The sequence below is a fragment of the Limnohabitans sp. genome, from assembly GCF_030158565.1.
Taxonomy (GTDB): Bacteria; Pseudomonadota; Gammaproteobacteria; order Burkholderiales; family Burkholderiaceae_C; genus Limnohabitans_A.
In genome coordinates this window covers 35,036-61,275 of the sequence record NZ_JAOASQ010000017.1, presented here as the reverse complement: position 1 = coordinate 61,275, position 26,240 = coordinate 35,036, and the positions used below count along the sequence as shown (strand labels likewise).

General features: G+C 62.1%; 25 protein-coding genes and 1 pseudogene. 10 read left to right on the top strand and 16 right to left on the bottom strand.

What is annotated here, in order from left to right:
• Window positions 1-24: 24 nt before the first annotated feature.
• From Q1W40_RS02805 to Q1W40_RS02790, 4 genes are read right to left on the bottom strand one after another with little or no spacing between them, the layout of a single operon-like run.
• Window positions 25-573: a TPM domain-containing protein gene (locus tag Q1W40_RS02805; RefSeq protein WP_300708645.1), complete on the bottom strand. Its 549-nt coding sequence runs from the start codon at window positions 571-573 to the stop codon at window positions 25-27.
• Window positions 573-1,499 (bottom strand): TPM domain-containing protein, encoded by a 927-nt coding sequence (locus Q1W40_RS02800; RefSeq protein ID WP_300708643.1) that lies wholly within the window; start codon window positions 1,497-1,499, stop codon window positions 573-575. Before Q1W40_RS02800 ends, Q1W40_RS02805 begins: the two co-directional genes overlap by 1 nt.
• Window positions 1,499-2,104, bottom strand: coding sequence for a LemA family protein (locus Q1W40_RS02795; RefSeq protein WP_300708642.1), 606 nt, complete (start codon window positions 2,102-2,104; stop codon window positions 1,499-1,501). The genes Q1W40_RS02800 and Q1W40_RS02795 overlap by 1 nt, the downstream gene beginning before the upstream one ends.
• A 49-nt stretch (window positions 2,105-2,153) precedes the next feature.
• Window positions 2,154-3,044 (bottom strand): EamA family transporter, encoded by an 891-nt coding sequence (locus Q1W40_RS02790; protein ID WP_300708640.1) that lies wholly within the window; start codon window positions 3,042-3,044, stop codon window positions 2,154-2,156.
• 423 nt (window positions 3,045-3,467) lie between these two features.
• On the opposite strand from Q1W40_RS02790, the gene pyrF reads away from it, so the two are divergent.
• Window positions 3,468-4,310, top strand: coding sequence for an orotidine-5'-phosphate decarboxylase (gene pyrF / locus Q1W40_RS02785; RefSeq protein WP_300708638.1), 843 nt, complete (start codon window positions 3,468-3,470; stop codon window positions 4,308-4,310).
• A gap of 62 nt (window positions 4,311-4,372) precedes the next feature.
• Here the strand turns inward: pyrF and Q1W40_RS02780 are convergent, their stop codons facing one another.
• The gene (locus tag Q1W40_RS02780; RefSeq protein ID WP_300708636.1) at window positions 4,373-5,560 is read right to left on the bottom strand and encodes an acyl-CoA dehydrogenase family protein; all 1,188 of its coding nucleotides are present in this window, start codon (window positions 5,558-5,560) and stop codon (window positions 4,373-4,375) included.
• Between the two features lie 141 nt (window positions 5,561-5,701).
• On the opposite strand from Q1W40_RS02780, the gene Q1W40_RS02775 reads away from it, so the two are divergent.
• Together Q1W40_RS02775 and Q1W40_RS02770 are read left to right on the top strand one after the other, a co-directional pair.
• Window positions 5,702-6,412: a glutathione binding-like protein gene (locus tag Q1W40_RS02775; protein ID WP_300708635.1), complete on the top strand. Its 711-nt coding sequence runs from the start codon at window positions 5,702-5,704 to the stop codon at window positions 6,410-6,412.
• Window positions 6,409-7,029 carry a glutathione S-transferase family protein gene (locus Q1W40_RS02770; protein WP_300708633.1) on the top strand — a complete coding sequence of 207 codons (621 nt, stop codon included), beginning with the start codon at window positions 6,409-6,411 and terminating at the stop codon, window positions 7,027-7,029. The genes Q1W40_RS02775 and Q1W40_RS02770 overlap by 4 nt, the downstream gene beginning before the upstream one ends.
• Window positions 7,030-7,469: 440 nt before the next feature.
• On the opposite strand, the gene Q1W40_RS02765 is transcribed toward Q1W40_RS02770, so the two are convergent.
• The 3 genes from Q1W40_RS02765 to Q1W40_RS02755 form a co-directional block, all read right to left on the bottom strand.
• Window positions 7,470-9,092 carry a long-chain-fatty-acid--CoA ligase gene (locus Q1W40_RS02765; RefSeq protein ID WP_300708631.1) on the bottom strand — a complete coding sequence of 541 codons (1,623 nt, stop codon included), beginning with the start codon at window positions 9,090-9,092 and terminating at the stop codon, window positions 7,470-7,472.
• 92 nt (window positions 9,093-9,184) lie between these two features.
• Window positions 9,185-10,771, bottom strand: coding sequence for a GMC family oxidoreductase N-terminal domain-containing protein (locus Q1W40_RS02760; RefSeq protein ID WP_300708629.1), 1,587 nt, complete (start codon window positions 10,769-10,771; stop codon window positions 9,185-9,187).
• A 34-nt stretch (window positions 10,772-10,805) separates the two neighbouring features.
• Window positions 10,806-11,981, bottom strand: a complete 1,176-nt coding sequence (locus tag Q1W40_RS02755; RefSeq protein WP_300708627.1) for a serine hydrolase domain-containing protein — start codon at window positions 11,979-11,981, stop codon at window positions 10,806-10,808.
• Window positions 11,982-12,123: 142 nt separating this feature from the next.
• On the opposite strand from Q1W40_RS02755, the gene Q1W40_RS02750 reads away from it, so the two are divergent.
• Together Q1W40_RS02750 and Q1W40_RS02745 are read left to right on the top strand one after the other, a co-directional pair.
• Window positions 12,124-12,483, top strand: a complete 360-nt coding sequence (locus Q1W40_RS02750; protein ID WP_300708625.1) for a MerR family transcriptional regulator — start codon at window positions 12,124-12,126, stop codon at window positions 12,481-12,483.
• Window positions 12,480-12,887 (top strand): PaaI family thioesterase, encoded by a 408-nt coding sequence (locus tag Q1W40_RS02745; protein ID WP_108324042.1) that lies wholly within the window; start codon window positions 12,480-12,482, stop codon window positions 12,885-12,887. Before Q1W40_RS02750 ends, Q1W40_RS02745 begins: the two co-directional genes overlap by 4 nt.
• Window positions 12,888-12,911: 24 nt before the next feature.
• Here the strand turns inward: Q1W40_RS02745 and Q1W40_RS02740 are convergent, their stop codons facing one another.
• The 5 genes from Q1W40_RS02740 to Q1W40_RS02720 form a co-directional block, all read right to left on the bottom strand.
• Window positions 12,912-13,526 (bottom strand): CYTH domain-containing protein, encoded by a 615-nt coding sequence (locus Q1W40_RS02740; protein WP_300708621.1) that lies wholly within the window; start codon window positions 13,524-13,526, stop codon window positions 12,912-12,914.
• A gap of 11 nt (window positions 13,527-13,537) precedes the next feature.
• The gene (locus Q1W40_RS02735; RefSeq protein WP_300708619.1) at window positions 13,538-14,098 is read right to left on the bottom strand and encodes a cytochrome b; all 561 of its coding nucleotides are present in this window, start codon (window positions 14,096-14,098) and stop codon (window positions 13,538-13,540) included.
• A 152-nt stretch (window positions 14,099-14,250) separates the two neighbouring features.
• On the bottom strand, window positions 14,251-14,649 hold the full coding sequence (locus Q1W40_RS02730) for a glutaredoxin (protein ID WP_300708617.1): 399 nt from the start codon (window positions 14,647-14,649) through the stop codon (window positions 14,251-14,253).
• 66 nt (window positions 14,650-14,715) lie between these two features.
• Window positions 14,716-17,616 (bottom strand): excinuclease ABC subunit UvrA, encoded by a 2,901-nt coding sequence (gene uvrA / locus Q1W40_RS02725; protein WP_300708615.1) that lies wholly within the window; start codon window positions 17,614-17,616, stop codon window positions 14,716-14,718.
• Window positions 17,617-17,698: 82 nt separating this feature from the next.
• On the bottom strand, window positions 17,699-18,583 hold the full coding sequence (locus tag Q1W40_RS02720) for a peptidylprolyl isomerase (RefSeq protein ID WP_300708613.1): 885 nt from the start codon (window positions 18,581-18,583) through the stop codon (window positions 17,699-17,701).
• Window positions 18,584-18,785: 202 nt separating this feature from the next.
• Here Q1W40_RS02720 and Q1W40_RS02715 point away from each other — a divergent pair, with 202 nt between their 5' ends.
• The 4 genes and pseudogenes from Q1W40_RS02715 to Q1W40_RS02700 all read left to right on the top strand — a co-directional run bounded on the left by Q1W40_RS02715 (window position 18,786) and on the right by Q1W40_RS02700 (window position 23,011).
• Window positions 18,786-19,973: an MFS transporter gene (locus Q1W40_RS02715; protein ID WP_300708678.1), complete on the top strand. Its 1,188-nt coding sequence runs from the start codon at window positions 18,786-18,788 to the stop codon at window positions 19,971-19,973.
• A 36-nt stretch (window positions 19,974-20,009) separates the two neighbouring features.
• Window positions 20,010-20,498, top strand: a complete 489-nt coding sequence (gene ssb, locus Q1W40_RS02710; RefSeq protein WP_108414497.1) for a single-stranded DNA-binding protein — start codon at window positions 20,010-20,012, stop codon at window positions 20,496-20,498.
• Between the two features lie 14 nt (window positions 20,499-20,512).
• Window positions 20,513-21,571: pseudogene (locus Q1W40_RS02705) on the top strand (C4-dicarboxylate ABC transporter).
• A gap of 108 nt (window positions 21,572-21,679) precedes the next feature.
• Window positions 21,680-23,011, top strand: coding sequence for a DUF3422 domain-containing protein (locus Q1W40_RS02700; protein WP_300708608.1), 1,332 nt, complete (start codon window positions 21,680-21,682; stop codon window positions 23,009-23,011).
• Window positions 23,012-23,019: 8 nt separating this feature from the next.
• On the opposite strand, the gene mnmA is transcribed toward Q1W40_RS02700, so the two are convergent.
• Window positions 23,020-24,156, bottom strand: coding sequence for a tRNA 2-thiouridine(34) synthase MnmA (gene mnmA, locus Q1W40_RS02695; protein ID WP_300708606.1), 1,137 nt, complete (start codon window positions 24,154-24,156; stop codon window positions 23,020-23,022).
• Window positions 24,157-24,218: 62 nt separating this feature from the next.
• Here mnmA and Q1W40_RS02690 point away from each other — a divergent pair, with 62 nt between their 5' ends.
• The gene (locus Q1W40_RS02690; RefSeq protein ID WP_300708604.1) at window positions 24,219-24,947 is read left to right on the top strand and encodes a lytic transglycosylase domain-containing protein; all 729 of its coding nucleotides are present in this window, start codon (window positions 24,219-24,221) and stop codon (window positions 24,945-24,947) included.
• 12 nt (window positions 24,948-24,959) lie between these two features.
• Here Q1W40_RS02690 and Q1W40_RS02685 read toward each other — a convergent pair whose 3' ends face one another.
• A complete protein-coding gene (locus tag Q1W40_RS02685) occupies window positions 24,960-25,703 on the bottom strand; it encodes a sulfite exporter TauE/SafE family protein (protein WP_300708676.1) in 744 nt (247 codons plus the stop codon).
• Window positions 25,703-26,197, bottom strand: a complete 495-nt coding sequence (locus Q1W40_RS02680) for an NUDIX hydrolase (RefSeq protein WP_300708602.1) — start codon at window positions 26,195-26,197, stop codon at window positions 25,703-25,705. Before Q1W40_RS02680 ends, Q1W40_RS02685 begins: the two co-directional genes overlap by 1 nt.
• Window positions 26,198-26,240: the final 43 nt, after the last annotated feature.

The window sequence follows — 26,240 nt, the reverse complement described above, 5'->3', positions numbered from 1 at the left end:
CGCGCCTCATTCGGGTGCCTGTCTTCAGGCCCTCACGATGAGGTCCGGCAATTCATTGGGGCTATGGGCACCTTCCGCCACAGGGCAATGCGCCACCAACAGCGCTGACGCGGCTGCCAGGGCTTGCGTCAGGCCGCCTTCGAAATCACCTTGCTGCAAGGGCTGGCGCAAAGCCTGCAACACCGCTTGCCAATGGGCTTCGCTGGTGTGCCGCATCAGGCCCCTGTCGGCCACGATCTCGATGCGGCGCTCGGCCAGCAAGAGGTAAATCAGCACGCCGTTGTTGTGCTCGGTGTCCCAGACCTGCAGCCGCCCAAACCAGGCCATGGCGCGTTGGCGCATGACCGCAGACAAGGGCGCCTGCCGACCGGCACGCCACGCATAGCTCAGCGGCCATGCGCCTTCAATGCACACCACCACCTGACCGGCATGCCTTTGCTCGCTGGCTCGCACACGCCGGGTCAGGCGATCGACCATGTCGTCGGGCACGGCTTGCCAGGCGGCACGTTCGCTTTGCCACAGGTGGCGCCAAAGCCGCAGCAGCCATGGCCACAGGGATTCACGTTCAGTCATCACCAGCCTCCCGAGGCGCCACCGCCGCCACCGTCTCCGCCACCCCCCGATGACATGCCGCCACCGCCGAAACCGCCGTTGCCACCGCCACCGAAGCCGCCTCTATCACCCCAAGCGCCGCCTGAGTGGCCGCCCCAGCCGCCGCCATGGCGTGCGCCCGTGACCGGCAGGCCCCGGCTGAGCAGGCCGCCAAAAAAGCCGATCAACCCCGCCAGCACCGCCATCCAGGCGCGTTGTGTGATTTGCCAGACCAGAAAGCTCGCCGCGGCAGCACCGACCAGGGCGCCCATGCGTTGCCCCAACATTTGGCGCAGCACACCGGTGATGAGCGGCGCCACCACCAAGAGCAGCATGGCCGCCTCCACGATGTCGAACTCGTCGATCTGCGGGCGAGGGGGCGGTGCGGTGGGTTCGGGCAGCGCCTCGCCCATGATGCGGGCTTGCAGCTGCGTCAGCGCATCGCGCAGGCCACCGGCATAGTCACCGCGCCGAAAGGCCGGCACGATCTGCTGGTCAATGATGCGTTTGGCCACCACATCGGGGATGGCCCCTTCCAGAGTTTTGTAGGGTGCGATCCGCACGCGGCGGTCTTGCAGCGCAGCGACCAGCAGCAAGCCGTCGCCCACACCTGCGCGGCCCAGCTTCCAGGCTTCGGCCACACGCTGGCTGTAATCGGCAATGTCTTCAGGCGCCGTGGTGCTCACCAGCAAGACCACGATTTGCGCGCCGCGTTCGCGTTCAAAAGCGGTGAGTTGCTGCTCGAGCGCAGCCGCATCGGAGGCGGCCAGCGTGCCCGTTTCGTCCATCACGTGTGCCCGCAAGGCGGGCACCGTTTGCAGGCCTGCTGTGTCGGCAGCCCAGCACGGCAGCACCAGCCAGCAGCAGGTCAGTAGGGCGCTCAGCCAGCGCCCAAGGCGCCGGGACATCACTTGCCGAAGTCCACTTTGGGTGGTGCCGAGATGGCCGCCTCATTGGCCACCGAGAAGTTCGCTTTCGGTTTGTAGCCCATGACCATGGCGGTCAGGTTGGTCGGGAAGCTGCGCGCCAGCACGTTGTAGTCCTGCACGGTCTTGATGTAGCGGTTGCGCGCCACGGTGATGCGGTTTTCCGTGCCTTCCAGCTGCACGCGCAGATCGGCAAAGCCCTGGTTGGCCTTGAGGTTGGGGTAGTTCTCCGACACCACCAGCAAGCGCGACAAGGCGCTGCTCAGCTCGCCTTGTGCGGCCTGGAACTTCTTCATGGCCTCGGGGTCTTTCAGGGTCTCGGGTGTGACCTGGATGCTGGTCGCCTTGGCACGGGCCTCGACCACCTTGGTCAGTGTTTCCTGCTCGAAGTTGGCCTCGCCCTTGACGGTGGCCACGATGTTGGGGATCAGGTCTGCGCGGCGCTGGTACTGGTTGAGCACCTCCGACCAGCCCGATAGCGACTGCTCATCCAGGCGCTGGAAGTCGTTGTAGCCACAGCCCGTCAGGCTCAGTGTGCTGACCAGCGCCATGCCGCCCAGCAGGCGACGCAAAGAAGTTTGAAACATGGTGATCCCCCGTTTGTTGAAATGTTTGAGAAAACTATAGCATTGGGTTTCAGCGGGATGCGGTTGCCCGTTGGGGCCAGAGCACCGCCACGATCGACACCATCATCAAGCCTACGGCGGCCCAGTCTTGCCAGTGCAACACCTCACCCAGCAACACCGCGCCGCTGAAAACACCCAGCACCGGGATCAGCATCACGCTGAGTGTCGAGGCCACGGGTGGCAGGCTGCGGGCCAGATAGAACCAGGCCGCCTGCGCAAAGCCAAACACCAGCAAGGCATTGAAGACGATCGCCCCCCAGGTGGCCTCAGATGGCGCATGCCACTGATCGCGCTCCAGCAGCACGGCCAGCACGCTCATCACCACCGTGGTCAGGGTCGCCATCCAGAAAGCAATCGTCAGCGTGGACACCGGCATCTTGGTGCGGCGCAGCAGCTGTGTGCCCAGCGCCCAGGTGCTGGCCGCCCCCAAGGCCAGGAATACGCCGACCGGCTTGCCGCTCAGGTTGGAGATCTCGTGCCACAGCAGCAGGACCACACCCACCGATGCCACCGCCACTCCGCCCCAAGCCCGCTTGGCCAGCCGGTCCCCGAACACCAAGGCCCCCAGTGCTGCCGAAAACATGGGCATGGTGTAGCTCAAAATCGCAGCCCGTCCGCTGGACAGCGACTGCACGGCCACGATGATCAGGCTGTGCCAGAAAACCATGTTGAAGGTGGCCAGCGTCAGCAGTTCGCGCCAATGTTTGCGCTCGATGCGAAAAGACACACCTTGGGCCAACAGCACCAAGCCCAGCACCGGCGTGCCCAGCCACATGCAAATGGTGCGAAAGGTCAGTGGCGGAAATCCGGTGACGCCGATTTTCATGATCGGCCAGTTGAAGCCCCAAACGAGGGTGAGCAGGACCAGAACGGTCCATTGGCGGGGAGAGAGTTTGTGCATGACCGGCATCTTATAGATCACACCCCGTGAAGTCTGCAAATGTCAGATCCCATCCGTCATCCCGGGCCTTTAATCTGTCATCCCGAACCTTCAGTTTGTCTCGAACTTTCAGTTTGTTCCGGACTTTCAGTTTGTTCCGGACTTTCAGTTTGTCCTGGACTTTCAGTTTGTCCTGGACTTTCAGTTTGTCCTGGACTTTCAGTTTGTCATCCCGGACTCGATCCGGGATCCACTGCACGCAACCAGCATTTGCAAAGGTCAGCGCTGCACACTGGATCCCGGGTCTCCGCCCGGGATGACAAAACAAAGGGCCGCACTGCGCAATGGATACCGCTTCTTCGCCCGGGACGACACAAACAGGGGCTGTGCTGAAATTTCACCCCACCGGGCCGGATCCATCGCCCCCGTCTTTAAAATGGGCCTATGACCTTCCTCGACATGTTGCGCACCGCCGAGCGCCAAAACGGCTCCATGCTTTGTGTGGGCCTGGACCCTGAGCCCACCAAGTTCCCGGACCGCATCAAGGGCGACTCGAACAAGATTTACGATTTCTGCGCATCCATCGTCGATGCCACCGCCGATCTGGTGAACAGTTTCAAACCCCAAATTGCCTACTTTGCCGCCCACCGCGCCGAAGGCCAGCTGGAGCGTTTGATGGAGCACATGCGCCGTGTCGCGCCCCATGTGCCGATCATTCTGGACGCCAAGCGTGGCGATATTGGCTCGACCGCCGAGCAATACGCCATCGAAGCGTTTGAGCGTTACGGGGCCGATGCCGTGACCCTGTCGCCCTTCATGGGCTGGGACTCGGTGGCCCCGTATTTGAAGTACCACGGCAAAGGCGCGTTCTTGTTGTGCCGCACCTCCAACCCCGGTGGGGATGATCTGCAAAACCAGCGCCTGGCTTCGGTCGAGGGGCAGCCGCTCTTGTACGAGCATGTGGCCCGTTTGGCCCAAGGCCCTTGGAACCTGAACGGCCAGCTGGGTCTGGTGGTCGGTGCGACCTACCCGGCCGAGATCGAGCGCGTGCGTGCATTGGCCCCCACCGTGCCCCTGTTGATCCCCGGTGTGGGCGCACAAGGCGGCGACGCGGTCGCCACCGTCAAGGCCGGCTGGCGCGCCAACGCCGACGGTTCCAGCGCAGGCCCCATCATCGTCAACTCCTCGCGTGCGGTGCTTTATGCATCGAGCGGTGATGACTTTGCTGCTGCTGCCCGCAAGGTGGCCATGCAAACGCGGGACACGCTGGAAGCGGCCAAGCGCTGAAGGCTTTCAGCGCCCGTCGCTTTGGGGTGCTAGGGTGATCTTTCGAACGTTGACACGGCGCATCACCCCTGCGCCGCTTGTTGCCCCTTTTGCGCCTTGTAAACCAGCTTGCGCGCCATGCTCCAGCGGTGGACTTCGCTGGGGCCGTCATAGACCCTGAAGGCGCGCATGTCCATGAAGATGCGCATCACGGGCGTTTCGGCTGTCACGCCTTGGCCGCCCAAAATCTGCACACACCGGTCCACCACGCGCCATTCTGCTTCTGAGCAGGCCACTTTGGCGCGGCTCGACTCAAAGCCGCCTTTTTGCCCTTGGTCCAGCAGCCAGGCGGTGTGCCAGATGTGCAGGCGGGCGGTGTGCAGGTCGATGTCGTTGTCGGCCAGCATGAAGCCCACGCCTTCGTGTTCGGCCAGGGGTTTGCCAAAGGCCTGGCGGCGGCTGGCGTAGTCCAACGCAATGTCGTGTGCCCGGCGGGCTTGGCCCAGCCAGCGCATGCAGTGGGTCAACCGCGCAGGCGCCAAGCGCACTTGTGCGTATCGAAAGCCTTGGCCCACTTCGCCCAGCACATCGGTGGCGGGCACGCGCAAGTTGTCAAAGCGCAGCACGCCGTGGCCGCCGGTGAAGCAGTTGTCCATCGCGTCCATGTTGCGCTCCAGCCGAATGCCGGGCTTGTCCATGTCGGTCAAAAACATGGTGGCCGTGCCATCTTCCATGCGCGCCATGACGATGGCGTAGTGCGCGCCTTCAGCCCCGGTGATGAACCACTTCATGCCATTGATCAGGTAATCGTCGCCGTCGCGCACGGCGGTGGTCATCAGCATGGACGGATCGGCCCCTGCGCCGGGCGCGGGTTCGGTCATGGCAAAGCACGAGCGCGTCAGTCCCGCCACTTGAGGCCGCAGCCAGCGCTCTTTTTGCGCCGGGGTGGCCACTTCTTCCATGAGGTGGATGTTGCCTTCGTCGGGCGCGTGGATGTTGAGCGCGGTCGGCCCCAGGTTGGAGTAACCGGCTTCTTCAAACACCACCGCTTTGGCGATGTGGCTCAGGCCCAGTCCGCCCATCGCGACCGAGGCGTGGGGCGTGAGCAAACCCGCAGCGCGTGCCCGGCCGATCAGCTCTTGGCGCAAGTCCTCGGAGGGGCCGTGCGGGCCATGGCGTGGGTCGCCTTCGAGGGGGATCACTTGCTCGGCGATGAATTTGCGGGTGCGCTCACGCAGCGCCGCGATCTCTGGGGGGATGTCAAAGTTCATGGGCTGAGTGTCTTTGAAAAATGGTGCAGCAGTCTGTCATGTCTCTATTGGAAAGGCAGCGATGGCCCAGCGCTGTCCGCCGCGAGACTGGCTGTCATCTGCGCGCCAGCCCCGCCTGCACACGGCTGATAGCCTGCGCCCATGATCGACCTCTACACCGCCGCCACGCCCAACGGGCACAAAGTTTCCATCGTGCTTGAAGAATTGGCGCTGCCCTACACGCTCAAGGTGCTGGACCTGTCCAAGGGCGAGCAAAAGCAGCCTGACTTTTTGGCGATCTGCCCCAATGGCCGCATCCCTGCCATCGTGGACCGCAGTGCCGATGACTTTGCGGTGTTCGAGTCGGGCGCTTGCCTGATTTACCTGGCAGAAAAAACCGGCCAGCTCATGCCCACGGATGCCAAGGGCCGCTCGCGCGTGCTGCAGTGGCTGATGTTCCAGATGGGCGGCATCGGGCCAATGATGGGGCAGGCCAATGTGTTCTTCCGCTACTTTCCGGAAAAGATCCAGCCCGCAATTGACCGCTACCAGGGCGAGAGCCGCCGCCTGTTCAAGGTGCTCGATGGCCACCTGAAAGACCACGAATACCTGGCGGGCGATTATTCGATTGCCGACATCGCCAACTGGGCTTGGGTGCGGACGCACCGCTGGTCGGGCGTGGAGGTGGATGACTTGTCGCACCTCAAGCGCTGGCTTGATGCGATCCGCCAGCGCCCCGCAGTGCTGCGCGGCATCGAAGTGCCACCGTCGCGCATCAACCTCAGCAAAGACGGTGATGAGGCCGCCAAGAAGTTCTCTGAAGAGGCCCGCAAGATGGTCGAGATGGGTCAAGCCAATAAGGACAAGCCATGAAGCTTTACACCGCCCACCGCGCCCCCAGCCCCCGCCGGGTGCTGATGTTTTTGGTCGAGAAAAACATCACCAACATCGAGATGGTCAACATGGACCTGAACGGCGGCGAGCACCGTCAGCCTGAATATTTGGCCAAAAGCCCGCTGGCCAAAGTGCCCGCGCTGGAGCTGGACGATGGCCGCGTGATCACCGAGACGCGGGCGATTTGCACCTTGCTGGAAGGGCGTTACCCTGAGCCGAACTTGATGGGTGTGGACGGTGACGAGCGGGGTTTCATCGAGATGGCCGACCGCCGCGTGGAGCTGTATTTGCTGGGCGGCATTGCCAACGCGATCCGCCACAGTCACCCGGGCCTGGCCGCGCTGGAAAAACCGCAGTTCCCCGAGTTTGGCCGTTCGCAGGCCGAGAAGGTGCGCGACGTCGCCCGCTGGTTTGACCAAAGCCTGCAAAGCCAGCCCTGGATCGCGGGCGAGCGCTTGACGATTGCCGACATCACCGCCTTTTGCGCCATGGAGTTTGCACGCGGCCTGATGAAGTTCGTGCCCGGTGACGAGGGCATGCACGCCTTGCAGGCTTGGCGCGACCGCATGAACGATCGGCCCAGCGCCAAGGCTTGAGGCAATGCTGTCACTCCGCATTCCCCATCTGTCACCTCGCGTTCCTCATCTGTCACCCAGCGTTCCCCATCTGTCACCCCGGACTTGATCCGGGGCCCATGCCTGTTTAACCATGGATGCCGGATCAAGTCCGGCATGACAAAGTCAAGTGCAAGTCTCGTGAACGATGGATACCGGATCAGGTCCGGCATGACAAAGCCAGGGGCAGGTCATGCGTCACACCGCACGTCCCCATTTGTCACCTAGCATTCCCTATCTCTCACTCCGCGTTCCCCATCTGTCACCCCGGACTTGATCCGGGGTCCATGTCTGTTCAACCATGGATGCCGGAGCAGGTCCGGCATGACAAAGCCAAGGGCAGGTCTCGTGAACGATGGATGCCGGAGCAGGTCCGGCATGGCAAGTGGGTAGGCTGGGCGCTGTTTCCGGCAGGCGGAGGTTCAGCTGAACACGCCGCCGTATTCCTTGCGCAGGTCGTTCTTCTGAACCTTGCCGGTGCCGCCAACGGGCAGCGACTCGAGGAAGACCACATCGTCGGGCACCCACCACTTGGCCACTTTCGTGGCCAGGAAGTCGAGGATCTCCTGTTTCTCAACCGTTTGGCCCGGCTTGCGCACGATGAACAGCAATGGGCGCTCGTCCCACTTGGGGTGCTTGACGCCGATCACGGCGGCCATGGCCACGGCGGGGTGGCCGATGGCGGCGTTTTCCAGGTCGATGGAGCTGATCCACTCGCCACCGGTTTTGATCACGTCCTTGGTGCGGTCGCGGATCTGCATGGTGCCTTGCGCGTCGATGGTGGCGATGTCGCCCGTGGGGAACCAGCCGTCCACCAATGCGGTTTTTTCGGCCTTGTAATAACGCTCCACGATCCACTGGCCGCGCACCATCAGCTCGCCTTGCGAAGTGCCGTCGCGGGGCAAATCGTGCCCGTTTTCATCGATGATCTTGATCTCGATGCCTGAGACGGTTTTGCCCTGCTTGGCCACGATGGCGTGTTGCTCGGCAGCGGGGCGCAGGCGGTCGGCGCGGCCCAGGTTGCTCATGGTGGCCACCGCGGTGGTCTCTGTCATGCCCCAGCCGTGGCGCACTTCCACGCCGTAGTTGTCCATGAACTTGGCGATCAGCGCCATGGGCATGGCCGAGCCGCCAACCGCAGTGCGCTTCATGTGGGCAAAGCGCAAATTGTTTTGCTCCACGTGCTGGATCAAGCCCATCCAGATGGTCGGCACGCCCGCGCTGATGGTGACCTGCTCGGTGTCCATCAATTCGTACAAACTGGGGCCATCGAGCCTGGGGCCGGGCAAGACCAGCTTGGTGCCCGCCACCAGCGCGGCATAGGGGATGCACCAGGCGTTGATGTGGAACATGGGCACCACGGGCAAGATGGTCTCTTGCGTGGACAGGCTCAGCACATCGGGCAGGCAGGCGGTGGTCGCGTTCATCACGATGGCGCGTTGCGTGTAGAGCACGCCTTTGGGGTTGCCAGTGGTGCCCGAGGTGTAGCACAGCGCTGCGCCGGTTTGTTCGTCGAGCTCGGGCCAGTCGAAGCTGTCGCTGTGCCCGGTGATCAGGCCTTCGTAATTCATCACGTTCGCCACGCCTTCGATGGCGGGCGTGTTGGCCGCATCGGCCAGGCACACCCAGGCACGCACCCTGGGGCAGTGCGCGGCAATGCCTTTGACCAGCGGTGCAAAAGTGGCGTCAAACAGCACCACCTCGTCTTCGGCGTGGTTGATCACATAGATCAGCTGTTGCGGGTGCAGGCGCGGGTTGCAGGTGTGCATGACCATGCCGCTGCCCGAGACGGCGTAATAGGCTTCCAGGTGGCGGTGGTTGTTCCATGCAATGGAGCCGACCGCGCTGCCCGCCTTGAGGCCCATTTTGGCCAAGGCATTGGCCAGCTGGCGCGAGCGTTTGGCGGTCTCGGCATAGGTGGTGCGGTGCAGCGGGCCGTGCGTCTCGCGCGAGACGATTTCCTGGTCGCCGAATTGGGCAGCGCCGTGTTCGAGGATGCCCGAAATGAGCAGGGGGCGGTTCATCATGAGGCCGGATGTGGGCATGTTTGTCTCTCGTTGTCTGGTGTTGTGGATGATTGGTTTGCCGCAAGGAGCAAGATCGTGATCGCCATCATATCGACCCGAGGTGGGTGAATTCAGCGGATCAAATCGATGGCCTTTTCTGCGATCGCCATCACGGTGGCATTGGTGTTGGCGCCAATCAGCGTGGGCATGACAGAGGCGTCCACCACACGCAGGCTTTCGAGGCCGTGGACCTTGAGCTGTGGGTCAACGACCGCCATGGCATCGGTGCCCATTTTGCAGGTGCCCACTGGGTGGTACACGGTGTCTGATCGATCACGCAACAGTTGGCGAATCTCGTCATCCGTTTGCACGCCCGCAGTGAATACATCCTTGTGCCGAACGCTGGCCAATGCGGGGGCGTTCATCAATCGCTGTGTGAGTTTGTAGCCCTTGAGCAGGGTTTCCAGATCGTCTTCATGCGCCAGAAAGGCTGGATCAATCAGCGGTGCTTGGCGTGCATCGGCATGGGCCAGTGTGACCTGTCCACGGCTCTTGGGGCGCAGTACACACACGTGGCAGGAATAGCCGTGCGCTGCGTGCAGTTGGCGTGCATGGTTTTCCACCAGCCCCACCACAAAATGCAGCTGCACATCGGGTGCCGCCAGCGAGGGGTCTGTTTTCAAGAAGCCGCCCGCTTCGGCGTAGTTGGTGCCCATGAAGCCTTGCCGTGTGCGGATGTACTTCAATGTCTCTTTGGCCATGTGGACTGTGCCGCCCAGCGAGATGCCCATCAAATCCAGGCTCTTGGCGGCGTAGCCAAAGATGAAGTCCGGATGGTCTTGCAGGTTTTGGCCGACGCCTGGCAAGTCGTGCAGCACCTTGATGCCGTGTTGCTGCAAATGCGCCCCTGGCCCAACGCCAGAGACCATCAGCAACTGCGGCGACTGGAAGGCGCCCGCGCACAAAATCACTTCCCGGCGTGCCCGGATCACGCGTTTGCTGCCCGACTGCAGGCATTCGACACCCACGGCGCGTCGGCCTTCAAACACGATGCGGGTGACCTGAACGCCGGTCTCCACATGCAAGTTTTGACGCTTGCCCATGTGTGGGTGCAGGTAGCCTCGCGCGGCGCTCCAGCGCTCACCGTTGCGTTGCGTCACCTGGTAGATGCCCAGGCCTTCTTGCGTGGCGCCGTTGAAGTCGTCGTTGATCGGGAAAGCCGCTTCACGCGCGGCGTTCAGGTAGATCTGCTGGAAGGGGTTGTGGGTCTGCAGGTCAGACACATGCATGGGGCCATCGCTGCCATGAAACCCGTCGTGGATGCGATGGTTGTTTTCGCTGCGTTTGAAGTAGGGCAACAGCTCGTCGTAGGACCAGCCCGCATTGCCCAAGTCAGACCAGTGGTCGTAGTCAGCGCGGTGTCCGCGCGTGTAGACCATGGCATTGATGGCGGATGAGCCCCCCAGACCTTTGCCGCGCGGCTGGTATCCCTTGCGGCCGTTCAAACCTGCTTGCGGGACGGTTTCAAATGCGTAATTGTTGAGGCGGGTTGGCAGCATCGCCACCGCCGCTGCGGGCGTGTTGACCAGCCAGCTGTCACCTTGGCCGCCGGCCTCCAGCAGCATCACCTGCACATTGGCGTCTTCGCTCAGTCGGCCCGCTATCACGCTGCCACCCGAGCCTCCACCGATGACGAGGTAGTCCACTTCATGGGTCATGCCAATCTTCCTTTGATTTTTTGTTACCAGACCTTCACACCAAAGCCGCGTAGACCAGATCGCGGAAAAGCGGTCTGTAATAGTCGCGTTGGTTGGGTGCCTGGATCATCAGCATGGCGTACATGTCCAGTGCCGGGTCCACAAAAAACGTGGTGCCCGCGATGCCGCCCCAGTAATACAAGCCCACCGATCCCGGCACAGGCGATACACCGAGGTGCGTGCGGACCGCAAAGCCCAGACCAAAGCCGTGGCCGGGTGGCAGCAAGGTGCCATTGGACGGCATGCCGCCCAGGTGGTCGGCCGTCATGTAGTCCACCGTGTGGGGGCCGAGCAGGCGCACACCATGGAGCTCGCCCCGGTTGCGCAGGCATTGCAAAAAGCGGGTGTAGTCCATGGCGGTGGACATCAGGCCACCGCCGCCGCCTTCCATGGCAGGCACTTGGCGGGGCTCCAGCACCTTCATCGGCACACCGCCATCGGGGTCGTGCGCAAAGGGCTCGGCAATGCGGTGCTGCTGCTCGGGCGGCACGGCAAAGCCGGTGTCCACCATGCCCAGCGGGTGAAAGATTTCGGCCTGCAAAAATGTGCCCAAACCTTGCCCGCTGACCACCTCGACCAGCCGCCCCAACACATCGGTCGCGCGGCTGTAGGCCCACACGGTGCCGGGTTGGAATTGCAACGGCACGCCCGCCAGCGTTTGCGAGAACTCGGCATTGGTCCGCTCGCGTGAGGCGATCTTCACCGCCCCGTATTGGCGCTGCACGGCCGAGTCGCCCAAAAATTCATAGGTCAGCCCCGCCGTGTGGCGCAGCAGGTCTTGCACCGTGGCTTCTTGCCGCACCGGCTCCAGGCCATTGGCTGTGGCCACCTGCTGGTTCGCATATTCGGGCAACCAGCGGCTGACCGGGTCGCTCAAGAGCAACTGCCCACGTTCCACCAGCATCATCACCGCCACCGACACCACCGGCTTGGTCATCGAATAAATACGGAAGATGCTGTCGGTCTTCATCGGCACGCCCGTGCCGGGGTCTTGCTGGCCCACAGCCTCGAACAAGCCGATCTGACCGCGCCGGGCGACCATGGCCACCGCACCGGGCAACCGGCCGCTGGCCACTTCGCGGCGCAGCACGTCCATCAGGCGCTGCGTGCGCTTGGGGCACAGGCCCACATCGGTGGGTTGGGCGTGGGACAAAGCTTTGTGTGCAGTCATCGGGGGCTCCGGTTGAAGGGTGTTTTGTACACCAGCCTTGGGGCATGGGGTATCACCTGCGGCGCAGCGGTCGCTTTGGCTTGTCGCCCATGCGTCAAAGGCCATAACCCTCGCGCAGTGCGAGCGTTGCTAGACTGAATCTATGCGCATTTCAGAACTCTCTGCCAAGACCCGTGTGTCGGTACACCGCTTGCGGCGGTACGAGGCCGACGGCCTCATTGAAAGCCAGCGACTGCCCAACGGCTACCGCGAGTACGGCGAGAAAACAGTCAAGCACGTCATCTTCATCGCCATGTCTCGGGAGATGGGTTTTTCGCTGCCCTTCATTGCCGAGTATTTGCCGCGCTTCAAAGCGGGCAAGTTGTCGCCCTACGAAATGATCGGAGCCATCCACCAGCGTGTGGCCGACATCGACAAAGTCATTGCTGAACACAAAGCACTTCGCAAGAAGCTGATCGACCACATCGGTTGGTTTGAAACCAAGCAAAGGAAATCGAAATGAGCCCACTGGACATGCTCAAAAAAATCAATGCCATGGCCGAGTTCAACCGCTGGTGCGGCATTGAGGTGACGGTGGCCGAACCCGGCTTTGTGGAAATCCAGATGCCCTGGCGTCCAGAGGTGGGGCAGTATTCAGGCTACTTGCATGCGGGTTTGATCGGCACACTCATTGACACCGCCTGCGGATTTGCAGCTGGCACCGTGGCGGGGCCGAATTTGTTGGCCGCCAACTTTTCGGTCAACTGCCTGCGTCCTGCCGTGGGTCAAAAGTTCATTGCCCGTGCGCGGGTGGTTAAACCCGGCAAAGCACAGGTGTTCACCAGCTGTGATTTGTTTGCGGTGGATGCCGAAGGCGAAAAGCTGGTGGCCAACGGTCAGACTTTGCTGACGGTGATCGCCGCGTAACCGGTTCAGCGCGGCAAAGGCCTATCAGTGACCGCGCGCCCATAGCGCCTGCCCCCGCTGCGCTTTGCTTGCATCGCTGGGCGTGAGCTGAACTGGACCTTGCGGGGTTTGGCACAGCACATCGGCCAGGGCCATCAGCGCCGATTCCGGGCCGCTGAGCAGTTCAAGCTCCAACTCCAAAATCGGTTCGCTCCGCTCGGTACCAGGCACATGGATGCGCCCTTGGTCCAGCGCCACTTCGATCTGCGCATCACCATGGGCGATCACCCAGCGCTGGCGTTCAAAGTCGGTGCAGAACATGGCTTGCAGTCGGGGGCGCAAGGCCATCATCGTTTGGCTGAGCGCTGTGTCATCCAGCAGCTGATCGAACTGCAGCGCGCCGGGGGTGGTCGGGCCTTCCCATTCCTGGCGGCGTGACAAGCCGCCTGTGCTTTGTCCAGCGGTCTTGACGGTCAGCAGCCATTGCGCGCCTGCCAGGCGCTCGCGCACAGCCATGCGGGCTTGTTGCAGGGCCAGCTCGGGCGTGTCGAAATAGGTGTTGAGCAGGCGTTGCCTGCTGCCGGATGCCAACAGCAGCGGATGGGCCAGCAGGCGTGGCAGGTCTTGGGCTTGAAGGCTGAGCTTGAGTTCGGTTTCCATGGAGGTTGGGCTCAGCGGCTCGGACGCAGCATGGACCGCAGCACACCGTCTTTGAGCACGATGTGGTGGTAAATGGCCGCCACGGCGTGCAGGCCTGAGAGCCACAAGATCATGCCGCCCAAGGCGCCATGAACGTCACCCCAGTCGATCGATTGGACAAGCTGCGATTGCAGCATTGCTGGCCATTCGCTGATGCGAACACCGCCCAACAAGGTCAGGGGATGGCCTGCGCTGCCCAAGGCCAGAAATGCGCTCACCGGCACGGCCAGCAGCATGAGCCACAGCAAGCCGTGCGTGGCTTTTGCGGTCTTGTGCATCCAGCCGGGCATGTCAAATTGGGGTTGGGTGGGGCGCACCGCCACCCACAGCAGGCGCAGCAAGGTCAGCGTCATCACCAACACGCCCAGCGATTCGTGCATCACGATGTCCCAACGTGTGGCCGGGTCCAAACCTTGGCGCATTTCGCGGCCAAAGTGTTCTGGCCCGAGCACGAAGGCAGCGATGACCGCAGTCGCCGTGAGCCAATGGAGTGTGCGGCTGAAAGCGTCGTAATGGGTGCGTGGCGTGGTCATTTTTGTTCCCTGAAAACGCCATTGTGCAAGGGAAATATGAACGCCAAGCGAAGTGCGCATGGGCGTTTGTTGACGCGCATCAAGTGATGGTATTTCTGATGACGCCAGACCCGCCACTGTGGCTGGTCCGCATGCACAAGGGGTGCCGTTCCTTATGCGGCAGGTGCTGCAAAACGCTCGCGCAAATAAGCCACGATGGCGGCCGAATCCTTCAGCCAACGGGTTTGACCATCGGCTTCGGTGATCCGCAGGCACGGCACTTGGGTCGCGCCTGTGCCTTGCAACAAAGCGTCGCGGTTGGCGGTGTGGTGTTGCGCGTCCCGCTTTTCAATGGGCAGCGACAGGCGACGCATTTCCTGGCGCACCTTGATGCAAAACGGGCAGGTGCTGAACTGGTACAGCGCCAGGCTTTGGCATTGCTGGTCCACGCTGGCTTGCGCCGCTGCTTCGCGCAGCACGCCTTTGGGCTGGGTCAGTCGCTCCTTGAGCAGCATGACGGGGCCCAGCACGATGCGCAGGGTTCGGAAGAAAGCACGGATGACGGTTTTCATGGAGGCTTGAAATTCCAAAATGAGATGAATGAAGAGGAAGAGGAAGATATCGTGGGCGCAGCGCGTTTAAAGCAAACGCGCCAAATAGTGGCCCGTGAAGCTCGCCTTGTTTTTGGCCAGCTGCTCGGGCGTGCCCTCACCCAGCACCGTGCCGCCGCCCGCACCACCCTCAGGCCCCATGTCGATCAACCAATCGGCGGTTTTGATGACGTCGAGGTTGTGTTCGATGATGACGATGGTGTTGCCCGCGTCGCGCAGCTGGTGCAGCACTTTGAGCAGCAAATCGATGTCGGCAAAGTGCAGACCCGTGGTGGGCTCGTCCAGGATGTACAGCGTGCGGCCCGTGTCGCGCTTGGACAGCTCCAGCGCGAGCTTGACGCGTTGCGCTTCGCCGCCCGAAAGAGTCGTCGCACTCTGGCCCAGGCGGATGTAGGTCAAGCCCACGTCGAGCAGGGTTTGCAATTTGCGTGCGATGTTGGGCACAGCGCTGAAGAACTGGTGCGCTGCTTCCACCGTCATGTTCAGGATCTGCGCGATGTTCTGGCCCTTGTATTGCACTTCGAGCGTTTCGCGGTTGTAGCGCATGCCGTGGCACACGTCGCAGGGCACGTACACATCGGGCAAAAAGTGCATCTCCACTTTGACCATGCCGTCGCCTTGGCAGGCTTCGCAGCGGCCACCGGTCACGTTGAAGCTGAAGCGTCCGGGGCCGTAGCCGCGCTCACGGGCCGCGGGTACTTCGGCCATCAGCTCGCGGATGTGGGTGAACAGGCCCGTGTAGGTGGCGGGGTTGCTGCGGGGCGTGCGGCCAATGGGGGACTGGTCGACGTTGATGACCTTGTCGAAGTGCTCCAGTCCTTTGATCTCTTCGTGTGCGGCCGCTTCGTCGTGGGCCCGGTGGATCTGGTGGGCGGCTGCGGTGTACAGCGTGTCGTTGACCAAAGTGGATTTGCCCGAGCCCGAGACACCCGTCACGCAGGTGAGCAAGCCCACGGGGAACTTCACGTTCACGTTTTTCAGGTTGTTGCCTTTGGCGCCTACGATCTCGATGAAGTCCTTGCCCGCTTTGTGGCGTTTGGGGATTTCGATTTTTTTACGGCCCGACATGTACTGGCCGGTGACCGAGTCGGGCGCGGCCAGGATGTCGGCGCAAGTGCCTTGTGCCATCACGCGCCCACCGTGCACACCTGCACCCGGCCCCATGTCGATCACATGGTCGGCCACGCGGATCATGTCTTCGTCGTGCTCGACCACCAGCACGCTGTTGCCGATGTCGCGCAGGTGTTGCAGCGTGCCGATCAGGCGGTCGTTGTCGCGCTGGTGCAGGCCGATGCTGGGCTCATCCAGCACATACATCACGCCTGTCAGTCCCGAGCCGATCTGGCTGGCCAGGCGGATGCGCTGCGATTCACCGCCCGACAGCGTGTCGGCGCTGCGGTCCAGGCTCAAGTAATTCAGGCCCACGTCGTTCAAGAACTTCAAACGCAGCGCGATCTCGCGCACCACCTTGTCGGCAATCTCGGCCTTGGCCCCGTGCATGGTCAGGCCCTGAAAATACTGCTGCGACTCGCCCAGCGTGATGTGGCTGATCTCGTAAATGGCGCGGGCCTGATCGCCTTCGCCAATGCGCACATGGCGGGCTTCGCGCCGGAAGCGCGTGCCTTGGCAATCGGTGCAGGCCTGCGTGTTGCGGTAACGCGCCAGGTCTTCGCGCACCACCGCCGAGTCGGTCTCGCGGTAGCGCCGCGTCATGTTGGGGATGATGCCTTCAAACGGGTGCTTCTTGCTGACCTTCTTGCCCTGCGAGGCACCGGATTCCATCACATAGCTGAACTTGATTTCTTCCTCGCCTGAGCCGTGTAACAGCACTTGTTGTGCACTGGCGGGCAGCTTTTCAAACGGGGTTTCGATGTCGAACTGGTAATGCTTGGCCAGGCTTTCGAGCATGCTGAAGTAAAAACCGTTGCGCCGGTCCCAGCCCTTGATGGCCCCACTGGCCAGGCTGAGCGACGGAAAGGCCACCACCCGCTCGGGATCGAAAAACGCCATGGTGCCAATGCCGTCGCAAGTGGGGCAGGCGCCCATGGGCGAGTTGAACGAGAACAACCTCGGCTCCAGCTCGCTGATGGAATAGCTGCACACCGGGCAGGAGAATTTGGCGTTGAACAGGTGTTCTTTCCCCGTGTCCATCTCCAGCGCCACGGCGCGGTGCTCGGCCAGTTGCAGCGCGGCCTCAAAGCTCTCGGCCAGGCGCTGGCGCAGGGCGTCGCGGGCTTTGGCATCCGCCTCGGACCGCACCTTCAGCCGGTCCACCACCACGTCGATGTTGTGCTTTTCGGTCTTCTTGAGCGTGGGCAGGTCTTCCACCTCGAAGGTCTGGCCATTGATGCGAAAGCGCACATAGCCCAGCGCCTGCATTTGCTCAAACACCTTCTCGAACTCGCCTTTTTTCTCACGCGCAATCGGCGCGAGGATCATCAGCTTGGTGTCTTCGGGCAGGGCCAGCACGGCGTCCACCATCTGGCTCACGGTCTGCGCCTGCAGGGGCAAGTTGTGGTCGGGGCAGTAGGGCGTGCCAGCGCGTGCGTACAGCAGGCGCAGGTAGTCGTGGATCTCGGTGACCGTGCCCACAGTGGAGCGTGGGTTGTGGCTGGTGGCTTTTTGCTCGATGCTGATGGCGGGCGACAGGCCCTCGATCAGGTCCACATCGGGCTTGTCCATCAGCTGCAAAAACTGCCGCGCATAGGCCGACAGGCTTTCCACATAGCGGCGCTGGCCTTCGGCGTACAGCGTGTCAAAGGCCAGACTCGACTTGCCCGAGCCCGACAGCCCGGTGATCACCACCAGCTGGTTGCGCGGGATGTCGAGGTCGATGTTCTTCAGGTTGTGCGTGCGCGCACCCCGCACACTGATGTGCGTTTGCCGCAAGGCCGCAGCCAGATAGGTGTCTTGGCGATCAGAGTTCAAGGTGGAGCCACAAAAACAAAACCCACCATTATCAAGGATGGTGGGTTGTGTATGGCTTGCCTGGGCCCGATGGGCTTGGGGTTTACTGGGTTTGTGTGGCGGAGGTGATGACGACCTCTGTATTGGGTTTCTCTGACGTCGCGGTAAGGTTGCTGATTTGAATGATCAAATTCAAGCCCGAGATGACTTTGCCGAAAACAGCGTAACCACCTCCTTGTGCGACAGATCCAGTGAGAACCCGGTGGAATATGGTCCCGTTGTAAAACGATGTACTCTGATTCACATAGCTCAATAAGTTCTTGACCGTGATCGGTGCGGCCGTCGGGTTCAGCTCCATCACTACGGTGCCCAGTGTCGTGACCAAAGTCACTTGGTGCTCGAGCACTGAGATGGTTTGTGTGTAAAAAGTGCTGATCCCCGAGGTGTTGGTGACCGTGAGTTTCATGTCGCCTGTGCCTGGCACGGTGCAGCGCGCCGTGCGGGTGGCCGTCGAGCTGACCGCATCCAGTGTCATGCCTGTGCATTTGTCGGAAGACACTTTGATCGAGCCGTTTTGAGGATCGCCCGATAACGTGAGAACGGCTGTTTGGCCGTATTTCAAATTGCTGGCGCTGATGCCCGTAACCGGCTCGGGGGCGGTCAGCGATGTGCTGTAAACCGTGTAATCCGCATTGCTTTTGACGGTGAATTCAATCGGGCCGGTGGCGGCCACGATGCAGGTGGCATGCCGCACGGATGAGGACTCGATGGCGCCCAATGTGACCGAGAGGCATTTGTCGCTGGACAGTTTGATGATGTTGTCCAGGGCATTGCCCGTCAGCGTCAGCGTGGCCAATTGACCGTATTTGAAATTCGTCGCGGTGATGCCCGTGATCGGGTCGCCACCGCTCCAGCCCCCGCCGCCGCAACCCAGCAGTCCCAGGAGCAATGCCCCGGCAGCAACGGTGTATGACCCAATTCGTGACATCGTTAGGATTCTCGGAATTTTTAAAATGTGTATTTTAGGTCTTCTGTGATGTGTCTTTTGTTGCCCAGTGGCGCAGCGGCCACCCCGTGTGGGCAGCAAGGCGGCCTTAATCAGGGACAATGGCATTTTTCGACCCGCTTGGCTTGTTCGCGTGACCCTTTCCAATCCTGCTTCTGATGCGGCCCCGCTGGCCGCTACGGCCATGACGCCCCTGGAGCGTCGTGCCAGTGCATCGCTGGCTTCGATCTTTGCCCTGCGCATGCTGGGCTTGTTTCTGGTGCTGCCGGTGTTTGCGCTGGAAGCGCGCAAGTACCCCGGCGGTGACGACCCGGCCTTGCTGGGCCTGGCCATGGGCATTTATGGCCTGACGCAGGGCTTGCTGCAGCTGCCGTTTGGCATGGCGTCGGACCGCTTTGGCCGCAAGCGCGTGATTGTGCTGGGCTTGCTGATTTTTGCGCTGGGCAGTTTCTGGGCGGCCGCGGCCACCGATCTGACCGGTCTTTTGATCGGTCGCAGCATTCAGGGGGCAGGCGCCGTGTCGGCTGCCGTGACCGCCTTGCTGGCCGACCTGACTCGTGACGAAGTGCGCACCAAAGCCATGGCCTTGGTGGGCGCCAGCATCGGTTTGATGTTCGCACTGTCTTTGGTTCTGGCGCCTTTGATGGCGTCGGCCATTGGCTTGTCGGGCCTGTTTGTGGTGACCGGCCTGCTGGCTTTGCTGGGCGTGACGGTGGTGGTCTGGGGTGCGCCCCCTGCGCCGCCCATGGTGGCCGGGCCTGCGCGTGGGCGCTTGAAAGATGTTTTGAGCCACGCCGGTTTGTTGCGCCTGAACCTGGGCGTGTTTGTGCTGCATGCGGTGCAGCTGGCCATGTGGGTGGCGGTGCCGGCCTTGCTGGTGCAGGCGGGCCTGAGCAAGGACCACCATTGGCAGGTTTACCTGCCGGCGGTGTTGGGCTCATTTGTCGTGATGGGCGGCACCTTTGCCATGGAGCGGCGCGGGCACCTCAAGAAAGTGTTTCTGGTGGCCATTGCCTTGATCACGGTGGTGCAGCTGGGCTTTTTGCTGCAGGCCTCGGGCACGCCGCGTCTGGGCACGCTGGCGGGTTTGCTGTTCGTGTTTTTCTGCGGCTTCAACGTGCTGGAAGCCACGCAGCCCAGCCTGGCCTCGCGCCTGGCCCCCAGCGCGGTGCGCGGCACGGCCATGGGGGTGTACAACACCTTGCAGTCGCTGGGCTTTTTTGTGGGCGGTTGGCTGGGCGGTTACCTGGTCAAGACCTGGGGCAGTCAGGCGCTTTTCCTCAGCTGTGCGGGCGCCATGCTGGTGTGGTGGCTGGTGGCCTTGCCCATGCAGGCACCGGCGCGCTCAGCGCCTGTTCGCCAGACCGCTTAATGGCCGCATAATTCACACCTATTCGAGGAGTTTTTCATGGCATCCGTCAACAAAGTCATCATCGTCGGCAATTTGGGCCGCGATCCCGAAACCCGCTATCTGCCTTCTGGCGACGCTGTGAGCAACATCAACGTGGCCACCACCGACCGCTACAAAGACAAAGCGACCGGCGAAATGAAGGAAGCCACCGAGTGGCACCGCATCAGCTTTTTTGGCAAATTGGCCGAGATCGCTGGGCAGTACCTGAAAAAAGGCTCGCAAGTCTATGTCGAAGGCAGCCTGCGCACCCGCAAGTACACCGACAAAGATGGCATCGAGAAATTTGCCACCGAAATCCGTGGTGAAACCATGCAAATGCTGGGTGGTCGCCAAGGCATGGGCGGCCCATCGGACGACGGCGGCGGCTACGCCCCCCGTCAAGCACCGGCTGCCCGTCCAGCAGCAGCTCCTGCTGCTCGTCCTGCACCTGCGGCCAAGCCCGCGCCCAGCAGCTTCGACGACATGGACGACGACATCCCCTTCTGATCGGGTGGATCTGGATGAAAACCCGTGGCCAGTCCCACGGGTTTTTTTATGCCCTCTCAGGACAGCCGCTGACCATGACTGACATGTGCCCTGTTTCATCGATCGAACATCTGAACTTCGCCTGGTTTGCGATGGTCATGGGGCTGTGTGGTCTGTCCTTGGCCTGGATGCGGGCCGTGCCCCATTGGGCGGGCGCAGCGCAGGTTTCCATGGGGGTCGGGGTGCTGGCGGCCTGGTTGTTGCTGGCCTTGCTGTTGGCCACGGTGTGGCGGGTGCTTCGGCATCCGGCGGCGGTGCTGGCCGATGTGCGTGATCCTCTGCGGCAGGTGTTTGTGGCCGCCTTGCCATCGTCCTTGGTTTTGATCGCGACGGTGGCCTTCGTGCATGGGTCTGACGGCTTTTGGACGGACGCGGCGTGGATGCTGGGCTCGGCCGCCTTGTTGCTGGTGACCACGGGCGTGGTGCAGCGCTGGTTTCAGCCTGGCCTGGTGGCCGCACAGTTTTGGCCCGCCATGACGCCGGCCTTGTTCATCCCGGTGGTGGGCAATGTGTTGCCCGCTTTGGCCGGTGTGGGCTTGGGTCACCCGGTATGGGCGGCCGCGCAGTACGGCATTGCCGCTGTGCTCTGGCCTGTGGCGCTGACTTTGGTGCTGGTGCGCATTGGCAAAGTGGGGCTGTGGCCGCAACGCATGCTGCCCGCCACCTTCATCACCATCGCGCCGCCGTAGGTGCTGGCCTTGTCCGGGGCGCAGCTGGGGGCACCCGATGTGCTGGTGCACATGCTCTGGGGCGTGGCCTTGTTGTTCACGGGGGTGTCCATGACGGTGTTCAAGCGCAGCCTGTCGCAGCCCTTTGGCATGTCGTTTTGGGGCATGTCTTTTCCTTTAGCAGCTTCGGCTGCCTTGTCTTTGCACTTGGCACCTGCGCATGGCGTCGCGCAGCTGTTGGCACTCGCCTGGCTGGCTTGGGCCACGGCGGTGATTGCAGGCTTGTTGCTGGCCACCGCCTGGGGGCTGCTGCAAGGCCGCTTGCTGCTGCCTGAGCCCGGCGCGGCACCGTCACCCTCTGCTTGAGTGCACGGGCTGCGCCCAAGCGTGCGCTGGTTTATGTTGGTGTGGGTTGAAACTGTTTCGTTTGATCTGGATTGACCGCCCATCTTTGCCGCAGATCAAAATAGGGCCATGAACGAAATCAATTCGCGTTATTTGCCTGTGGACGATGCGCAGCGTAGGCAGCTGCACAACGAGGTCCATGCCCGCCCATCGGCTCGCGTGCGCTTGCCGGCCCTGATCGTTTATGTGGCGGTGCTCAACGCAGGCATCACCCGGGAGGAGGAATGGGCGCACCTGCGCAGCTTGCCTGGGCACGCGGACCTGGAGCCCGAGCAGCTGAACGGCAATTTTCTGCGTTTGCGCTGTGATGGCTTCACCGTCAAATGGGAGCGGCACACCGAGTTCACCCGCTATTCGATCGTGCAGCCGTTGCCTGAGCAAGCCTCGTGGGGGCATGTCTTGCCTGATTTGGCACCCCATGTGGCCACCGGTGTGGATTGGTTGCGCGGCATTCCGGGCCGGACGGTGGCGGCGATCCATTTGGCCATGTTGCCCGAGGGCATGGATGCGGCCGATTGGCTGCCCAAGGCGCAAGCCTGGTTGGGGGAAGGCACCATCATTGGCTCGCGCATGGGCAATACCTCGGATGGGCAATCGCATTCGTGCTTGCTCACACATTGGCGCATTGGCAACGACGGTTTTGAGCGCATGTTGGTGCTGGCCCCCGCTGACACGCCTGAAGGTCGAGCAGGTCGAATTTCCCAGCGTGTGCTTGAACTCGAAACCTATCGCCTGATGGCGCTGCGTGGTTTGCCGGTGGCCAAGCAGCTGTCGCCTGTGCTGGCGCAAGCCGAAGCGCAATTGGCCGACATCACCGCCCGTTTGGAGCGCAAGGAAACTGCCGATCAGGATTTGCTGGACGCGTTGGTGAGCTTGGCCGCCAAAGTGGAGCGCGCGACCGCTGAGCACGGGTACAGATTCTCGGCCACCCGCGCTTATGACGTCCTGGTGCGCGAGCGCATTGCCGAGTTGCGCGAACGACCGTTGCACGGCACACAGACCGTGGGCGAGTTCATGCAGCGGCGTTTGTCGCCAGCCATGGCCACGGTCGCGGCCACGGCACAACGGTTGGCGGCTTTGTCAGAGCGGATTTCCCGCACCAGTGCCTTGTTGCGCACGCGGGTTGACATCGCCACTGAGACCCAGAACCAGCAGTTGCTTGAAAAACTCACCCGGGGGCAGGGTTTGCAACTGAAGCTGCAATCGACGGTTGAGGGCTTGTCGATCGCCGCGATCTCGTATTACGTGGTGAGTTTGTTGTTGTACCTTGCCAAGGCACTCAAATTGGCGGGTGTGCCCATTCAGCCTGAGTTGGCTGCAGGCTTGATGATCCCCTTGGTGCTTTGGCTGGTTTGGACGGTCACGCGCCGCATCCATGCCAAATTACACGCCACGCTTTGATGGGTTGATCAGCCTCGGGCCGTTGTTGCCGCATCGATCACGCCGCCACCCAGGCAGACATCGCCGTCGTACAACACAGCGCTTTGACCGGGCGTGACGGCCCATTGGGCTTGCGGGAAATGCATCTCGAATGCCGGCGCTGTGGCGCCGTTGGCGGCTGCGTGCAGTTCGCAAGGCGCATCGGCCTGGCGATAGCGCGTCTTGGCAGCGTACTGGCCAGGCGTTGGAGGTCGATCGGCACACCAGCTGGCGTCTGTGGCCGTCAGGCCTTCGGACAGCAGCCAGGGGTGGTCGTGGCCTTGCACCACCCACAGGGTGTTTTTTTCGATGTCTTTGCGCGCCACAAACCAGGGCGTGTGTTCGCCCCCACCACGTTGCGCGCCTTTGGCCTTGATGCCGCCAATGCCCAGGCCCTGGCGTTGACCCAGAGTGTAAAAGCTCAGACCCACGTGCTGGCCGATGGTGCGACCTGTCGGGTCTTTGATGGGGCCGGGCTCTTTGCTGATGTAGCGGTTGAGGAACTCGCGGAAGGGTCGCTCGCCGATGAAGCAGATGCCCGTGGAGTCTTTCTTCTTGGCGTTGGGCAGGCCGATTTCTTCGGCGATGCGGCGCACCTCGGTCTTGTGCAGCTCGCCCACCGGGAACAAGGTTTTGGACAGCTGGGACTGGTTCAGGCGGTGCAAAAAGTAGCTTTGGTCCTTGGACGGGTCCAGGCCTTTGAGCAGTTCGTGGCGGCCCGTGTGTTCATTCAAGCGCACGCGGCAGTAGTGGCCGGTGGCGATCTTCTCGGCGCCCAGGCGCATGGCGTGGTCCAGAAAGGATTTGAACTTGATTTCGGCGTTGCACAGGATGTCGGGGTTGGGGGTGCGCCCGGCCTGGTATTCGCGCAAAAACTCGGAAAACACCCGGTCTTTGTACTCGGCTGCAAAATTGACGTGCTCGATCTCGATGCCCAGCACATCGGCCACGGCGGCGGCATCGACGAAGTCGATGTTGGATGAGCAATACGCGCTGTCATCGTCATCTTCCCAATTTTTCATGAAGATACCGATGACTTCGTACCCCTGCTGTTTGAGCAGGTAGGCGCTGACGGCTGAATCGACGCCGCCGGACAAACCGACGACCACACGAGGAAGTTGTGACATGCTTGGATTATCCCGCGCCTGCGGTGACGGGAAATTTATAATCCTTTTTCTTCATTTATCCGATGTCCAAACCCTGCGCCTGGTGCGCCATCCTTCGAGCCGTCCTGGGCGATATTGCCCAAGGACTGTTCCTTGTCACTCACAGTGGTTTGGCCATGGTGGGTTTGGGCGTGGCTGCATGTGTGATGGCTTTGTGGCTGAACACCGAGTGGCTCCAGGCATCGGAAGAAAAGCTGTTCAACTGGCTGCGGGAGAGGCAGGTGCTGGTGTCCTGGTTGCCAGAAAATGCGGCCGAGCGCGCCACCGCTATGAACTTGCGGGATTTGCCGGCCAGCCAAGCGGCTGTGGCCAGTTGGTTGTCCCGAAAATACAAAGTCGCGCCAGAGCCTGTGGCCGCCTTGGTGGCGGAAGCGCAGGTTCTGGGGCGGCAGTACAAACTGGCCCCTTACCTGATTTTGGGTGTCATGGCCATCGAGTCGAACTTCCACCCATATATTCAAAGCCAGGTGGGCGCACAGGGGTTGATGCAGGTCATGACCGGCATCCACACCAAACGGTACCAAGCCTATGGTGGCAACCTGACGGCATTTGATCCGCTCACCAACATGCGTGTGGGCGTAGCTGTTTTGGCCGACGCCATCAAGCTCAAGGGTGGTTCGGTCGAGGATGGTTTGAAGTTTTATCTGGGTGGTGATGCCGTGTTTGAAGAGGGTGGGTACGTTGCCAAAGTCCGTACCGAGCAGGCTCGGCTCGAACAGGTGGCTGCTGGGGAGCGCGTGCCCTTCCAGTGAAGTCGGGTCAGCTCAGCCCAAACGGCTGAAAAAAACCGCACTCATCACCAGTCCGGTGGTGATCACCAGCCAGCGCACCCAGCGTGCAGGCAGGCGCTTGGCCAGCCGCGCACCTGACCAGCCCCCAGCGGTGGCCAAGGCCATCATCCACAAGGCTTGATCCCAGACAATGGCACCCGCCCAAGCGAAAGCGGCTACCGACAGCCAGGACAATACAAATGAATTGAGGTTCTTCAGGGCGTTGACCGTGTTCAGGCGTGACTCACCCGTCAAGGTGTACAGCGCCATCAGCAAAATGCCCAGGCCGCCGTTGAAGTACCCGCCGTAAATGGCCACCAGCAGGAGCCCTGGCAAACGCCACCGCGGATGGCCCAGGCCCGCACCGCGCGACGCGATCACCGGCCCGAGTGCAAACAGCGCTGTGGCCAGCAACAAAAGCCAAGGCACCAGCCCCGAAAACAAGCGGGCCGGCGTGACCAGCAACAAGGTGGCGCCGATCAGACCGCCGACAGCCGCGATGACCACCTCGCGTTGCAGGGTGGTGCCCGGGATGGCTTGGAGTTCGGCCTTGAAGCCCAAGGTGCTGCCTAAATAGCCCGGGCTGACTGCCGCAGCGCTGGTGGCGTTGGCCGCCAAGGGGGGGGCACCTGCAAAAACCAGCGCCGGAAAAGTCAAAAAGCTGCCGCCCCCTGCAATGGCGTTCAGGACCCCCGCGCCAAAGGCGGCGGCGCCTGTGACAAGCCACACACCGTCCATCACGCCGCGAGGGGGGGCAAAGAGGCCACAGCGGCGTCGGTGTAAATCATGTTCAGCGGAAAGCGTTGCCCGGCCAGGTGGTCTTCGATGCAGCGCAGAACCAGTGGGCTGCGGTGACGCTCTGCGCTGGCGCGCACTTCGTCGAGCGTCATCCAGACCGTGCGCACAATCCCTTCGTCCAAAGACCGGTCTGCTTGCGGCTCACCGATCTCGCCGCAAAACGCCATGCGCAAATAAGTGATGTCTTCTTGCGTGGCGGGGCGCTGAAACCGGGACAAATACACGCCGACCAAGGCGGTGGGTTTGAAGGGGTGGGCCGTTTCTTCGAGCGCTTCTCGGGCGCAGCCCTCGGCAGGCGATTCGCAAGGGTCGAGGTGACCGGCGGGGTTGTTCAAGCGCAAGCCATCGCGCGTCTGTTCTTCCACCAAAAGGTAGCGGCCATCTTTCTCGATGATGGCGGCCACGGTGACATTGGGTTTCCAGCGTGTATCCATGCGCTCATTATCGGCGGGGCCGTGCCACGTCGTACGGGGGGAT